The sequence below is a fragment of the Virgibacillus ainsalahensis genome (assembly GCF_055380755.1).
In genome coordinates this window covers 1,862,682-1,877,839 of sequence record NZ_AP043943.1, presented here as the reverse complement: position 1 = coordinate 1,877,839, position 15,158 = coordinate 1,862,682, and the positions used below count along the sequence as shown (strand labels likewise).

Annotated in this window: 15 protein-coding genes and 1 pseudogene; 11 read left to right on the top strand and 5 right to left on the bottom strand. The window is 37.3% G+C overall.

The genetic code is table 11. The annotated features are described in order from the left end of the window. Window positions 1-198 precede the first annotated feature (198 nt). Complete coding sequence (locus tag ACZ427_RS09060; protein ID WP_461177706.1) at window positions 199-1,584, top strand: HNH endonuclease; 1,386 nt, start codon at window positions 199-201, stop codon at window positions 1,582-1,584. A 1,011-nt stretch (window positions 1,585-2,595) separates the two neighbouring features. Here ACZ427_RS09060 and ACZ427_RS09055 read toward each other — a convergent pair. Genes ACZ427_RS09055 through ACZ427_RS09040 form a run of 4 tightly spaced genes read right to left on the bottom strand, consistent with a single transcriptional unit; the run spans window position 2,596 to window position 5,644 of the window. Continuing rightward, window positions 2,596-3,111, bottom strand: coding sequence for a thioredoxin domain-containing protein (locus tag ACZ427_RS09055; protein ID WP_461177707.1), 516 nt, complete (start codon window positions 3,109-3,111; stop codon window positions 2,596-2,598). Between the two features lie 16 nt (window positions 3,112-3,127). After that, window positions 3,128-4,141 carry an aliphatic sulfonate ABC transporter substrate-binding protein gene (locus ACZ427_RS09050; protein WP_464883561.1) on the bottom strand — a complete coding sequence of 338 codons (1,014 nt, stop codon included), beginning with the start codon at window positions 4,139-4,141 and terminating at the stop codon, window positions 3,128-3,130. Beyond that, window positions 4,142-4,837 carry an ABC transporter ATP-binding protein gene (locus ACZ427_RS09045; protein ID WP_461177709.1) on the bottom strand — a complete coding sequence of 232 codons (696 nt, stop codon included), beginning with the start codon at window positions 4,835-4,837 and terminating at the stop codon, window positions 4,142-4,144. It abuts the gene before it with no gap. Window positions 4,838-4,864: 27 nt separating this feature from the next. Then, window positions 4,865-5,644: an ABC transporter permease subunit gene (locus tag ACZ427_RS09040; RefSeq protein WP_461177710.1), complete on the bottom strand. Its 780-nt coding sequence runs from the start codon at window positions 5,642-5,644 to the stop codon at window positions 4,865-4,867. A gap of 708 nt (window positions 5,645-6,352) precedes the next feature. On the opposite strand from ACZ427_RS09040, the gene ACZ427_RS09035 reads away from it, so the two are divergent. After that, a complete protein-coding gene (locus tag ACZ427_RS09035) occupies window positions 6,353-7,210 on the top strand; it encodes a tyrosine-type recombinase/integrase (RefSeq protein ID WP_461177711.1) in 858 nt (285 codons plus the stop codon). A gap of 186 nt (window positions 7,211-7,396) precedes the next feature. Beyond that, window positions 7,397-7,696: a hypothetical protein gene (locus tag ACZ427_RS09030; protein WP_461177712.1), complete on the top strand. Its 300-nt coding sequence runs from the start codon at window positions 7,397-7,399 to the stop codon at window positions 7,694-7,696. Between the two features lie 539 nt (window positions 7,697-8,235). Here ACZ427_RS09030 and ACZ427_RS09025 read toward each other — a convergent pair. Continuing rightward, window positions 8,236-8,382: pseudogene (locus ACZ427_RS09025) on the bottom strand (integrase core domain-containing protein); the annotation flags it as partial. A gap of 697 nt (window positions 8,383-9,079) precedes the next feature. Here ACZ427_RS09025 and ACZ427_RS09020 point away from each other — a divergent pair. From ACZ427_RS09020 to ACZ427_RS08985, 8 genes are all read left to right on the top strand, one after another. Then, window positions 9,080-9,202, top strand: coding sequence for a hypothetical protein (locus ACZ427_RS09020; protein ID WP_464883560.1), 123 nt, complete (start codon window positions 9,080-9,082; stop codon window positions 9,200-9,202). A 139-nt stretch (window positions 9,203-9,341) separates the two neighbouring features. Further along, entirely contained in the window at window positions 9,342-9,719 is a 378-nt protein-coding gene (locus ACZ427_RS09015; protein ID WP_461177713.1) for a hypothetical protein, read from the top strand. Between the two features lie 454 nt (window positions 9,720-10,173). Next, window positions 10,174-10,452 carry a hypothetical protein gene (locus ACZ427_RS09010; protein WP_461177714.1) on the top strand — a complete coding sequence of 93 codons (279 nt, stop codon included), beginning with the start codon at window positions 10,174-10,176 and terminating at the stop codon, window positions 10,450-10,452. 54 nt (window positions 10,453-10,506) lie between these two features. Continuing rightward, a complete protein-coding gene (gene madL, locus ACZ427_RS09005; RefSeq protein ID WP_461177715.1) occupies window positions 10,507-10,905 on the top strand; it encodes a malonate transporter subunit MadL in 399 nt (132 codons plus the stop codon). After that, complete coding sequence (gene madM / locus ACZ427_RS09000; protein WP_461177716.1) at window positions 10,902-11,669, top strand: malonate transporter subunit MadM; 768 nt, start codon at window positions 10,902-10,904, stop codon at window positions 11,667-11,669. Before madL ends, madM begins: the two co-directional genes overlap by 4 nt. Before the next feature lie 67 nt (window positions 11,670-11,736). Next, window positions 11,737-12,654, top strand: coding sequence for an ACP S-malonyltransferase (locus ACZ427_RS08995; RefSeq protein ID WP_461177717.1), 918 nt, complete (start codon window positions 11,737-11,739; stop codon window positions 12,652-12,654). Between the two features lie 2 nt (window positions 12,655-12,656). Next, entirely contained in the window at window positions 12,657-14,315 is a 1,659-nt protein-coding gene (gene mdcA, locus ACZ427_RS08990; protein WP_461177718.1) for a malonate decarboxylase subunit alpha, read from the top strand. Beyond that, window positions 14,312-15,148 carry a triphosphoribosyl-dephospho-CoA synthase gene (locus tag ACZ427_RS08985; protein ID WP_461177719.1) on the top strand — a complete coding sequence of 279 codons (837 nt, stop codon included), beginning with the start codon at window positions 14,312-14,314 and terminating at the stop codon, window positions 15,146-15,148. The genes mdcA and ACZ427_RS08985 overlap by 4 nt, the downstream gene beginning before the upstream one ends. Window positions 15,149-15,158 lie beyond the last annotated feature (10 nt).

Genomic DNA, 15,158 nt, shown 5'->3' with positions numbered 1-15,158 from the left:
TTGCATATTATGGACGTTTCACCATAAGCTGAAATGCATTAAAATTCTTTTAACTGGTTTCCTAAACTATGTGTCACATGTAAATGGCCCTAGGAAGGTGCATACAGTAGTATATATAATGTGTTTAATGTTTTGGTAGGGTTTTATAGACATTAGAAGAGTCTAACGTGATAAATAAAACAAGAGGGGGTAAAGTTAATGGGAAAATGGATTATCACTTGTAATCCAAAATATTATGATGTAGTCGGGGCTTTTCAGGATTTTCAAAGAATTAATTGGAAACAAAGTGTCAATGTCCAGGTTGGAGATATTGTATATATATATATTGGAAAACCATATAGCTCAATTAAATTCGAAACAAAAGCAATAGCAATTAACTTGCCAGAATTAAAGCCGTACGACTCCGAATATGTTATTGATGGTACAAATTTTGAGGAGTATGGAAGATATATGGAATTACAACTTTTAAAAACCTTTGATGATAATTTACTACCTTATGAGTTATTAAAAGCTGAAGGATTAAAATCTGTTCAAAGCCCAAGTAGATTAACCAACGAATTAGAAAAGTTTATTTTAAATAAGACAAACCAGTTACAACAAGTGAGTAGAAGACGTTATTTTTTTGTATTTCAGAACAAGAGTTATAATGAGGAATCAAAAGGTGAATATTTGTGGTCACCTCAACATGACGACAACGGTAAAAAAGTCTCGCATTGGGATCAGATGAGGGACGTCAGAAAAGGTGATTTAATACTACATAGCTATTTAAAAGAGATAGTTGCCATCAGCGTGGCTAAATCTAATGTTTATGAGGCTAATAGACCCGTAGAATTATCAAATGAGTGGAACAATAAAGGATGGAGAGTAGATACAGAATATTATACGATTGCTAATCCAATTGTTACATCTAATCATATGAATAAACTAATGGAATTACAGCCGAAAACAAGAGCTCCTTTTAATATAAGAGGAAGGGGGAATACTGGATACTTATTTACGGCTAATAAAGAAATGGCTGAATATATTATAGGAATGTCTGCATCCATCCAAAAGACCGAAGCCGAAAAGAAGCTTTTATTGGGCTTATTAAAGGAGAAGGACACTCAATTAAATGAAAAAACAGAAGACCAGAAACTGATTAACGATATTGATAAAATGCTAATTCAAATGCCCGAATCAGTGTTTCCATACTCGCCGGAACCAAAAGAAAAACCAGAAGCTATAGTATCATCGGAGGCTAAATCATACCCAAGAAATAGGCAGGTTTCAATGAATGCTTTAATTAGGGCTAGTCACAATTGTGAGATCGATTCTAAACATCCCAGCTTTATAAGGAAAAGTACGAATATTAAATATGCTGAGCCACACCATTTAATTCCAATGGGGTATCAAAATCAATTTGAACATTCGTTAGATGTGGAAGCGAATATTGTTTCTTTATGTAGTACTTGTCATAATCAAATACATTACGGAAATGGGGCAGACAAATTAATAGGGGAGCTATATAATAAACGAAAAAAGGAACTTGAGCAGGCAGGAATAGCAGTTAATCTAGAAAATTTACTGAATTTATATTATATCTAGTTGTATAAATTATCTTAGACACAACATAGTAACAATCAAACGTGTGATATGATAACGGTAGACTAGTGGAATTTTTTGAATTAATTAATATAAACGAGATACTTGAGTATGCACCAAACAATTAAGCCCACTAACAGAAAGGTAATGTAGAAACTAGGTGCATAATATAAAGTTGGGGTTGAATTGGGGTTGAAATTCTTTATTTGGGGTTGGGAACTATCGTTAATAATCATATTAGTGTATAATAAAAGTCTATTGGACCAAGATTCTTCTTAGAATATCTGTTTCTGTCTTGATAATGTCAACAGCCTTCTAAGCTGTTGGTCCCAGGCTCGAATACTGCCCTGGATGTAAAAAAGTAATCGTCAAATAATCCCCATCTATAAAGGTGGGGATTTTATGTATGACTTCCTGTTCCTACCATCATGCAGTAATACTTAATTTAACAAGAATCTTTCAGCGAAACGGTTCAATTGTTTTTCGATATCCGGGAAAGCCATATTCATATCCAATGTTTTAACGGCGATTCGATTGCCACTGATTATTGCAGAAGAATTGAGCCACTTATGCGGAATTTTGAGCCAGTCATTGCGGAAAAAAGAGCCCCCGTTTGCGGAACACAGAGCCACAAATGAAATTACGTATTTATGGAATAGAATCAGAACCACAGCGTAGCTGCTTGCCATTGACCTGTAACGCCCGATTCTTTGCAGACACTGGAAGGGGACGGGTAGGGGCCCCACCAGCGGAACTTAGGAGTGATTGTCCATAGTACGCTTGTTGTGCGGATGGAGTCCATAAGCCTGTTTTTTTATTCCATCCGACAAAAGGATTCAACCATGGTCAAGAACAATGTTAAAGGTGGGATTGAAGTATGATTTCTTTAAGAAAAGCAGATATTTAGCAAAAAGACGACTCCAAATTTCAATAAATGAATTGAAGTCATCTTTTTTTATAACAGATTTATCGCTTTATTAAAAATTAAGGGGTTTTCAGTGAACTCTATTCACATTAAGTTAATTCTTCTTCAATTTCATCCTTTAATTGTTGAGCATCAATTTCAACAGGGTATTGAAATTCCTTTTCGTTAATGAATACGGTCGGTACCATCTTCACTTCTCGTCTAATGGCTTCATTAGTAATTTTTAAACTTAAGTCAATTGTATCAGGTTCTTCTTTTAATCCGTATTGGTCTACTAACATTTTTTTGATGGAGTTGCTATGTGACTCACTCCACTCGCTTTGGTTAGCGAATAGGTCTTTCATAATTGTATAAATACGTTCTGGATCATTGTAGTCAAGGAATAAATTGACTAAAGTACCATATAATAGCATTTCTCGGGGTTTGTCATAATGCTTAATAATATACTGTACTTGGCCGTTTTTAATATAGGGTGTTAAGCCTTGATCTGCTGCTTCGAAAAATGTTGCACAGTAAGGACATGCAAGATTTAAAAATACTTCCACTTTTACAGGAGCATCAGACTTTCCATAGCTTAAGAATGCATTTTCTACCATCTTTGTCATATGAATCCCTCCAATATTATTCTAGGTTACTCGGAATAACTGCTTCGTCGATGTTGACAGCGTCTTCCACACTGATGTCATTTTCAAGTAGTCCTACTTCATAGAATTTATCTGCTAACTGTTGCTGACTTGTAATAATTTCTTCATCAATTTTTTCAACACCGAACGTACGACGTTCATTTGCTTGTTCCAGAGGAGCTGCTTCTAAACCTAATTCAGCAGCTAAAATTTCAGCAACTTCTGTTTTATTTCTATTTGCCCATTGGTCAGCATTTTGTAATTCTTCTAATATGATTTTTACAACCTCAGGTTTTTCATTTAAAAATTCTTCTGTCGCAAAGTAGAATGTACGATTTTCAGTTAAATCAGTACCATTCAGAATGGTACGTGTTTCAATCGTATCTTCCGCAATTGCTAAATATGGATCCCATGAACCGTATACATCAAACTCGTCCTGCGTAAATGCTGATAAGCCTTCTGCAGCATCTTTATAAAACTTAATATCCACTTCATCTAAAGAAATGCCTGCTTCTTCTAATGCAACTAATAATAAGTAATGTTGGTTACCACCTCTAGTTACACCAACCGTTTTCCCTATTAAATCTTCTACTGTTTCAATATCTGAATCCTCTTTAGTGACTAATGCAACTCCCTCTGGATATGGTGCTTCAGAAGCTAGATAGTTTAGCGGATGGCCACCAGACTGTATGAATACAGCGTTACCGTCAGATGCGTGACCAAAATCAATATTATTCGTATTTAATGCTTCTAATAATACGGTACCAGTAGAAAATACTTTCCACTCAATGGTATAACCAGCTTCGTTTAATGCTTCATCTAAATTACCATGTTCTTTTAAGATATTTATAGTGTTACCTCTTTGATAACCGATGGTGATTACTTCTTCTTGATTGCTGTTATTTGAACCGGAGTCAGTTTCAGCAGTTCCTGTAGTAGAATCACTACTACAGGCAGCTAATACTAGCATCACTAATGATGTTACTAAAATAAAAATTCCTCTTTTCATCATTTATCCCCCTAAAATTTGGTCTAATATTTTTTTCTCATAATAAGTAAATTTTTCATCACGTACGCGAGGTCTGGGTAGATCAATTTCTTCATCTAATTGAATACTCCCTTTGTCAATGACAATCACTCGATCAGCTAAGTGTACGGCTTCTGTGACGTCATGAGTAACGAGAAGAGAAGTGAATTGCTGTTGTTGCCATAGATTTTCAATTAAATTTTGCATTTCCATACGTGTAAGTGCATCAAGTGCACCAAGCGGTTCGTCAAATAGTAAAATATCAGGGTTAGTCGCTAATGCACGAGCAAGGGCAATACGCTGTTTTTGTCCGCCTGACAATTGATCGGGCAAGTCAGTTTTCTTATCGATCAATCCGACTTCTTTAAGCGATTCCTTTGCTGCTGCTTGATTGACCGCACCGATAGAGATATTATTTAAAATATTTTTCCATGGAATGAGTCGGTCATCTTGGAACATGATGCGAATTTTTGGCTCTTTTGATTCATCACCTGAAAACGATAATGTTCCCTTCGAAACTTCTTCTAACTTTGCGATGATTCGCAAAAGTGTACTTTTTCCACAACCACTTCGTCCAACAATGGCAGTGAAACTCCCCTGATTAACTGATAAATTGATATTATGTAAGACTTCATTATTTCCAAAGCTTTTACCTACATCTTTTAGTTCAATGCTGAACATCCTTATCCCCCCAGTCTAACTCCAATCTTACTTTTTATTGAAGGATGGATTCCATTTTAATAAACGTTGCTCAAACATCTTCGCAATAAAGTCGGATAACTTACCTAAAATTGCGTAAAGCACAATCGTTAAAACAACAATGTCCATTTGCATGAATTCGCGAGCACTCGTTGCCATAAATCCAATCCCTGAATCTGCCCCAATTGTTTCTGCAACAATAAGTGATATCCACATTACTCCAAGCGCATAACGAACACCAACTAAAATCGCAGGTAGGGAGCCTGGTAAGATGATGTTCGTAAACAACTTCCATCTTGATAATCCATAAACAGATCCCATCTCAATTAACTTTGGATCAACATTTTTAATACCATTAAATGTATTAATGTAAATCGGGAACATCACCCCAACTGCAACTAAGAATATTTTTGCACTTTCGCCAATCCCGAACCATAAAACAACAAGTGGAATCAACGCTAAATGGGGAATAGTTCGAATCATTTGAATAATTGTATCAATCATTTTCTCAAAAAATAATATCGTACCATTGAGTAGTCCAAAAAGAAAACCGATAATTCCGCCTATGGCAAATCCAATTAACGCACGTTGTGTACTGATCAAAACATGTTTTTGCAGTTCGCCTGTTTGGAATAATTGAATCCCGGCTTGTACAACTTCGATTGGAGTCGGTAATAATGTTGATGTAATAATTTTATAATGACCAAGTATTTGCCACAGCACCACAATGACAATTGGTAATAGCCACGGGAAGAATTGATTGTTATACCATTTGGTGCTCTTTTTCACTCTCTCACCTCCTTATGCTAAGGTAATAGATTAATATAATCATATTAATTCCTATAGGTTTTGTCAATATTTAAAAATCATTTGATAAAATTGACGGTAATATATCCTTTCAAATTAATTCCATAAGCATGGAAAGAAAATGCTGTATTTAAGCAAAAAAATATAGGTGTCAGAGAATTTCTTGTTCCCAGTCACGGAAATATGTCTTTCCATATTTTTTAACTCTTATATCAACCATCGTTAAATTGATTCCGTCACTGTAAAGGTTGTTTCTTTCACCTCTGCGATTAACATACTTATTTCGTTAAGAGATTGCTAACTGTTGCAACTTATTTTAAATTTTATAGGATTGAACGATAGAAAAAAGTTTGCAATTACCGATTTTTGCTATCCTATATTCTAATAAAATTGTCTCTCAAAGATGGGTGGTATGATAAACTAAACATTATGAAGGATATAAATGGATAAAGGATAATTACTGTAACTGCAAGTCTAAGTAGTAATAATTGAACAATAATACTGGAAACTTTTCGCCTATAACTAGGATTTTAATAATAAATAAGAGAAATAGAGAGTTCTACATTCCACAACATAATATCATTTATGTTGTGTTTTTCTTTTCGTTTGATAGAATTATTAGTATATAATCCAACATAATTTAGAGGAAAAGACATTTGCAGAATCCAACATAATTTATGGAGTGAAAAAATGATAGAATCATTTTATATTTATTTGCAAAACAATGGATTGAAAGAAAACTCGATAAAAGGATATGTTCAATCAGCCAGAGGATTTTTACAATGGTTTGATGAATCGAAAGACGTATCCTTTCAAAAACTTCATCGTGAAAATATACTTGAGTATATCTCCTTTTTGAAAACGGTTAAAAAGCTCAATCCTAAAACGATTAATACTAAGATAAGTGGATTAATGAAATTTAACCAATTTTTGGTGGAAGAATTATGTGTGCAGCCTAATGTAGTGATTGAAAAAAAGGATTTTGAAAAAGTGCAACAACAATATGCTTCTTTATCTACGGTAGTATATGAAGATGTGGAGAAATTTCGGCAGGTCATATTGGATGATGATCATATGCGCTATTATGCTTTAGCTACGATATTTGCGTATGCTGGGCTAAGACTATCGGAAGCATTGGATTTGCATGTTCATGATGTTCATTTGGTAACGCGAGAAATTACGGTGAGAAATGGAAAAGGGGATAAAACGAGAATTGTTTACATGAGTGCGAAGGTTCGTATAGCATTACAGTCCTGGTTGAAGGAAAGGAAAGAAAAAGGAATAGATAGTGATTACCTGTTTCCTAGTAATCGGAATCGGCGACTTGATCGAACCGTTGTTAATACAGCATTTCAGAAATATTCAAAAGAGGTTGGTAAAAAGATCACACCTCATGTGTTACGTCATTTCTTCTGTTCGAATGCAATTAATAAGGGAATGAGTATTCATGAAGTGGCAAATCAGGCTGGACATTCAAATATTCATACGACATTGTTGTATACGAATCCCACTAAAACGGAGATGTTGGATAAAATGGATCAACTGTAAAGAAGTTATTGACAAATTTTGCCTTTATTTAGTGATGGTAAAGCAATAGGATTTTGTGAAAGTAAAACTATCAATTAGAAAGACCGATGTAAGGAAAGAATTTTACTCGTTGTCTGTAAAATATTTAATAAAAGCACCTCCATATATAAAAGAGACCTATAGATGGATACAATTCGCAGCAAGACAGTGGATGAAAGAATTGAAGAAAGTCATAAATATAGAGAAATTTTTCTTTATGCTATTGAAACCTGTGATACATTGGGTGTAAATCAGTATATGGAAAAGATTCAAAAGTATTTAAAAGGGGATCTGCTGAATATTTTTAATAGGATACCCGGTAACAAACTTCGCTCCTATAAAAATTTCCTTTTATCCCATAATACCTTATATAGTTATAGTGCAGAAAAAGGGGGGTTAAATGCTGCTAAATCCCACTTTATGTCGGAAAAATATGCGATTATGATAGAGCATACCGATACGATTTAAAGTGGACCCCATTGTCAAGACACGGTTTTTAAATATTTAAGGTGGGGGAGCGTGGGGATGCTCCCTAGTGGGATTTAGCAGTTTTCATCATCATTCTCATTCACTAAAAAACTTTTGTCAAGGAGGAGCTTCACAAAGGTTCCCTAAGAACGAGGAGGGTAAATTGAATATTTTGTTAATTTAATTCACTGTCCATGGATAAAACACAACACCTGTCACGACGGAGATAGATGCTTTCTCAGTGTTGAATCTAGCCACAGCTCTGCTGCTTGCCATTTACCGTAGCGTCCAATTCTTAGTATTCGGTGGAAGGGGTCGGGGCCCCGCCAGCGAATGCTTAGAATTGATTTGTCCGTGTTACCATTTGTTACAGGTGAGCCTCTAGGCTTTATTTTTAGCTAACCTGCAATTAACTCCGGACAAAAGCAAGGTCAATGGTGGCTTACAAAGTGTAGTTCTCTTACTGTAAATTTTATTCAAATTGTCGTGACAATGGCTCTATTCTATCCTTATATACAAAATGATATTTTTTAAGAATAGTAGACAGTCTGTGGAGTCTGATAATCTAGTGATTGATGTATTCGTTTTTGGTTATAGAATGTAATATAATTTTTAAGTTCTTGCCTTGCCTCCCTTGGACTATTGTATTCTTTCAGATAAACTTCTTCATACTTTATGGTACGCCATCAGGAAGAGTTGAAAGATATAGAAGGGGTTAGTAGAATGTTTCCAAAGTCCTTTCTAGGTTACAATCAAGATGACCAAGGGGAAAGGACAAACGAAAAATCATTCACTAGTAAAGTAATCATTTCTTCCATTGTCCCTATAAAGAGCATCGCTTGACAAGTTCTTTATAAGCGATTTGAAGCGTGAAATACAGGAATTATTAATCCTAACTTTACAACCGAGGATGGGAATGAAGGAACCACGTTTTCCGAAACCATCCCGTCATGCTTCATGACTGGCAGGTCACGGGTCTTGAAGTAAAGGTAGATTCGGCAGAACAAAGGTTGATGCCACTCTATTATACTCCGTTACTTAAAACTTCAAAAAGAGCGCGAAAGCTATACAAATTCTGGTGTAGCAGAAATTAATGAAATTTGTGAATGCTTTAGATATGCCAAGTGTTATAAAATCGCTGCGAGAGACTGATTTAATGTTAGCGCTATGCAGCAATTCCTTATATCTCATTTTCTAACTCTTATGTTGTTAAATGGAATTCGTTAATGATGCCGGAGATATTCAGTTATTAAATCACACATGGAAAAACAGGAATATAAGGAGAAGCCAATCTAGGATAATCAAAAGTACAGGATATTGAAGAAAAATTGCATATGGTCATTTATAATGAGTTGACGGTTAAGATTGAATATTATTCAAACCATGACTATCATCAGATTGCAGCTAAACTGGAAAACTGATTCGATGAATAAAAGCATCCAGTTAAATGATAATGATCGAACAGTACTTCCTTTAGATAGTGTCTTAGATGCATACATTGATTAGCCTCTCCATAAGGGAGAGGAATTTTTTGAGAAAAAATCGGTTTTAATGCAGGATTTCGATATTCCATGTCGAACTTTATTACTACAGACACAGAGAAATATAGTTTAACTGTTACTATTGACACAAGGAGAACGATTATATGCAAACCGAATATATGAAAGAAGCTTATGGATTGCTGTTTGAAATTGAAACTAGGGTGAGGCAATACATTGAAACAACGATGGAGCAAACTTATGGGATTGGCTGGCAGATTCAAGCTCCCGTAACCATGAAATATAAAACTTGTTTAATAGGATTTAACTCCTTTAATTACCACCAACTCATCTCCATGCTGCAAGCTTACCCCTGTTTTGCTGATATTCCAAAAGAAGTATACTCCCAACTATTAAGAACCGTTCCAATTCGAAATAAAATTGCGCATTGTAAATTAATTAATGATGAAGAAATGAGGCGTTTGCAAGTTACGAACGAGTTAGCAATGAAGTATTTTTGCTTGTCACAAGAAGCGATCTCATAAATGAATTAATGGACTAATTACAATCTGCTGTTGTTCAATAAAAGGGGCAGTTTGACACATGAGTTAAAAGTTTAAGTTAATAATTTAGTAGAATCTATTGAGTTTTTTTAAGTAACTGTTAGTGTCTTGGTATTTCTTTTGGATTTATCTTTCAGTAATAAACCCCAAAGTGTTTGGTAGCGATCTTCCGCAATAGGGTACTGGAATGGAATATGAATTTCATTCCTTCATGGTCTTTCTGTAAAGCAAAGCGGAGGATTAGTTCCTCCACTTTGTTGACTAAATAATAACCCAATGCTTAACAGCTTTTGTTCTATTTATCTTACGTGAGTAAGTACGTCTCTGCATCATCCATTTACCCAGTTACATTTTGAACACTATAGTTCGAGAAAAGGGCGCCGCACGACAAGTTTTGTTATAAGCGCTTTAACGCTTGAAATACAGAGGATGAATCATGAGAAATCCTAACGTTACAACCGAGAATGGGAATGACGTAACCACATTTTCCGAACCCTCCCGTCAATATTCCTGCACGCCCCATGACTTTAAAGTCATGGGGATTGAAGTACTAGTAAATTCGGCAGAACAGTGGTTGAAGATATTCTTCGGAAAAAGTGTATCGACGGATACGACTGCCGCACATTGGCAGAAGGTTGACGGAATTTATAGAAATATGATTATTATCAAAATATTCATTGACTTGTTTTGTGGTCCCCAGTATAATATGCACTAACACACAGTCGACTGTATGCAATTTATGTAAGCGATTACTTAAGAGGAGGATTATATGGTCATATACGGTGTTGCCTTGTTAGCTGGATGTACGCTTCTCGGTATCATTCTTGGAGAAATGTTCGGACTTGTGATTGGTGTGGAAGCTAACGTTGGTGGAGTAGGGATTGCAATGCTCATTTTGGTTCTCGTTATAGATGCATTAAAAAAACGAGGAAGCTTAAGTATTCCGACGCAAGATGGCTTATCTTTCTGGGGATCGATGTATATCCCAATTGTTGTAGCAATGGCTGCAAATCAAAATGTGGTCGGAGCAATAGAAGGTGGTCCGTTAGCGATAACTGCTGGAGTTTCTGCTGTAATTGCGGGATTCTTATTTGTCCCCCTGATTAGCAATATTGGAAAAAATCGAAAGGAAACTTATAATCCTGGAGAGGATAGAAGGATGCTATGATGGATTCTATATTTAATGTGTTTGTCGATAATGGCTTAGTATTCGCTTTTTCCCTTATAGGAGCGATTATGTTTTTTGCATACTTTATCTCACGTTATTTAACACGCGGTCATGTCCATGGGTCAGCGATTGCAATTGTTCTTGGGCTCGTTTTAGCATATTTTGGCGGAGTTCAAACCGGTGGTGATAGTGGCATAGCGGATGTTCAATTATTTACAGGTATTAGTCTGTTAGGCGGTGCCATGTTGAGGGATTTCGCCATTGTTGCTACAGCTTTTGGGGCAAGTATGGATGAACTAAAAAAAGCGGGTTTTATTGGGGTGATTTCCCTTTTTGTAGGAGTCATACTATCGTTTATCGTTGGTATAGTCCTTGGAATAATGTTTGGATATACGGATGCGATTAGTTTAACCACCCTCGGGGCAGGTGCAGCCACCTATATTGCCGGACCCGTTACGGGTACTGCTATTGGTGCTAGTTCTGAAGTTATCACCCTAAGTATTGGAGCTGGACTTATGAAATCTGTGCTTACAATGTCAGCAACACCTTTTGTAGCAAAATACATTGGCTTAAATAATCCTCGCTCTGCGGTTGTGTTCGGTGGTTTATTAGGGACTACGAGTGGTGTTTCTGGGGGCTTGGCGGCCACGGACCCAAAGCTTGTTCCATATGGGGCTTTGACTGCTACTTTTTATACGGGACTTAGCTGTTTGCTTGGCCCATCGATCATATTTCTCATCATGAGAGCAGTCTTCAGCGCTTAATTATTTCTTTATAAATAATTAATTGTCAATTAATGTTGTTAATAACAATCCTAGGTGGTGAGGTAAAATGGTTGCATTTTTATTTCCGGGTCAAGGCTCACAATTTCCGCACATGCTAAATTCTCTTCCGGAACACTCGAAAGTTCGTGAAACGATAGAAAAAGCACGTGCCTGTATAAATGAAGACCCTTATATTTGGGGTGAATCTAGTGCCCTTGAATCAACTAGAAATATACAACTATCCTTACTTACCATTGGTGTAGGTTGTGCACGAGCACTCATGGAAGAAGGTCTTACACCTAAATTTGTTGCTGGACATTCTGTGGGGGCATTCACTGCGGCTGTAATTGCTAACGTGCTCTCATTCGATGATGCACTTCAGGTTGTGAAATACCGTGGAGAGGAAATGGAGATAGCCTTTCCCTCAGGTTATGGTATGGGAGTTATTCAAGGGTTGCCTTTTCACGTGGTTGAAATATTGCTGGATGAAGCGCGTGATAAAGGCCATACCGTTTATATTGCCAGCGAGAATTCCGGCGGCCAAATTGCGATTTCTGGGTGTAGAAACAGTATAGAATATGCCTTTAAAATTGCTAGTGAACAGGGAGCAAGAAAGGTACAATGGTTGAATGTTACTGTCCCTTCTCATTGTCCGTTATTCTCAAATTTAGCAAAAAGACTTGATCAGAAACTAGATAAGCTGAGCATTGCTAGACCCGAAGTGCCTTATGTTGCTAATAGAACAGCAAGGATGCTGTGGGACCCAGTATCTATCCGAAAAGACCTCGCCTTCAATATTGAGGCCCCTGTGCGTTGGCATGATGGTATGACCATGTTATATGAACGCGGAGTTCGTCAGTTTGTACAACTTCCTCCTGGACGTGTTCATACAGACCTTATCAACCAGACTTTTGAAAATTCACGTGCACTTTCACTAGTAAATAATGTGAAATCGATAACCAATTATTTTAGAAGGGATGAATAACAATGATTCAAAATACCAAAGTTAAACGTTCATGGACAACCAAAAGAGACGAAAAAAGTGCTCGCATGCAAAAAGCTGAACATCTTTTAGAGGGAAAATATGTTGCAGCTGATCATATTACTGAAGTACTAGAGACATTGATTCGCCCGAAAGATAGGGTTGTATTAGAAGGAAATAATCAAAAACAAGCTTCATTTTTGTCAACTGCCCTTGCTACTGTGAATCCGGACGTCGTAAAGGAGCTCCATATGATTATGTCCAGTATTTCGAGACCCGAGCATCTTGATATCTTTGAAAAAGGAATAGCGAACCGAGTTGATTTCGCTTATGCTGGGCCACAAAGCTTACGAGTAGCCCAGATGATTGATGATGGTCAATTGGAAATGGGAAATATTCACACTTACTTAGAACTATACGGTCGTTTGTTTATTGATTTAATTCCTTCTGTTGCCCTTGTAGCTGCCGACAAGGCAGATGCAGCAGGGAACCTCTATACAGGTGCGAATACGGAAGAGACACCTACTATTTTAGAAGCCACTGCTTTTCGTGAAGGTATTGTTATCGTTCAGGTGAATGAGCAAGTGGACGAATTGCCAAGAGTGGATATTCCTTCTTCATGGGTTGATGTCATCGTAGTTGCCGAAGAACCTTATCAACTTGAAGCATTATTCACACGAAATCCCCGCCATATTACAGAGATTCAAATACTAATGGCAATGATTACGATACGAGGGGTCTATGAAAAACATCAAGTTCAATCATTGAATCACGGAGTTGGCTTCAATACAGCTGCTATTGAGTTACTTCTTCCAACCTATGGGGAATCCCTTGGTTTAAGAGGTAAGATTTGTCAGCATTGGGCTGTGAATCCACATCCTACACTTATTCCTGCAATAGAAAGCGGTTGGATAGAAAGCATCCACTGTTTCGGCGGAGAACGAGGTATGGAAAAATACATCTCAGAGCGCCCAGATGTGTTTTTTATCGGTCAAGATGGAACGCTTAGATCGAATCGGACACTCTGTCAAATGGCAGGCCAATATGCCATTGATCTTTTTGCCGGCTCTACTCTGCAAATGGATTACGAGGGGAACTCGTCAACAGTAACTAGAGGCAGACTAGCAGGATTTGGTGGTGCTCCAAATATGGGGCATGACCCTAAAGGAAGACGTCACTCTACACCCGCGTGGCTTGATATGATGAATCCGGAAGAAACGTTGGTTCGTGGTAAAAAACTTGTTGTTCAAATGATGGAAACGCATCAGCAAGGAAATAGTCCAGTTTTCGTGGAGCGACTTGACGCTATTGATGTGTCTAAAGAGACGAGTTTAGATATACCTCCGGTCATGATATATGGTGAAGATGTGACTCATCTCGTTACCGAGGAAGGTATTGCTTATCTTTATAAAACTAATAGCATCGCCGAACGCAGGGAAGCCATTGCTGCTGTAGCAGGCGTAACACCCGTCGGGCAAGAACAAAGTCTTAAGAAAAAAGAACAGTTACGTTCAAAGGGTATCGTCGCCTACCCAGAAGACCTAGGTATTCGTCGAGCTGATGCTAAGCGTTCCCTATTAGCTGCACAAAGTGTAGAAGATTTGATAACTTGGTCTGATGACTTATATGATCCCCCACAACAATTCAGGAGCTATTGGTCATGAGTACCATAAATGTTTCTAATAGTACCTTGGCTAGTGTAAGAGGTAAACAAGCGACAGAATCGTTGCTTGCGGAAGTACGGTTAACTCCGAAACCAGGCCTAGTTGACCAGTGGGACAGCGGTGCCCATAGCGATATGAATCTAGCGCTTATGGAACGTTCCGCACTAACATTAGAACCAACGTTTAAACGAATCGCAGATATTGCAATGAATAAGCATCCTTCCCAAGATATGCGGGAAAAGATAGCAGCAGCTGGACGTAAAGGCGAGAAAGAAATGCTAGAAGCTACAGAGGGGGTAAATACACACAAAGGTGCAATATGGGCTCTGGGATTATTAACAGCCGCATCTGTTTTTTTTACTCCATTCGTAAAGAATAGCCGTGATATTTGCCGTCTCGCAGCTAAACTTGCTCGTTTTCCAGACGATTGTTATCAGGGTAACAGGGACACAAATGGTTTGAAAGTACAAAAGCAATTTAATGTAAGTGGAGCCCGCGGTGAGGCAACAAATGGATTTCCTCATATCATTAATATCGGCTTACCAATGCTTCAAATTGCACGCAAAAAAGGGTTTAGTAAAACTACAGCACAGCTTTATACTCTATTAGCTATTGTGGCTGAACTTGATGATACTTGTATTCTTCATCGTGGTGGCTATTCGGCTTTAATAAACGTAAAGAAAAGGGCTCGTAAAATTATCGAGCACGACAAGCTAAATTGGAAAGAACTTCAACGTCTAAATACAGAAATGAGTGAAATTGGAGTATCTCCAGGTGGCAGTGCCGACCTATTAGCGGCTACAATATTTTTAGATATGATAGAAAGTCAATAAAAAGGGGGGT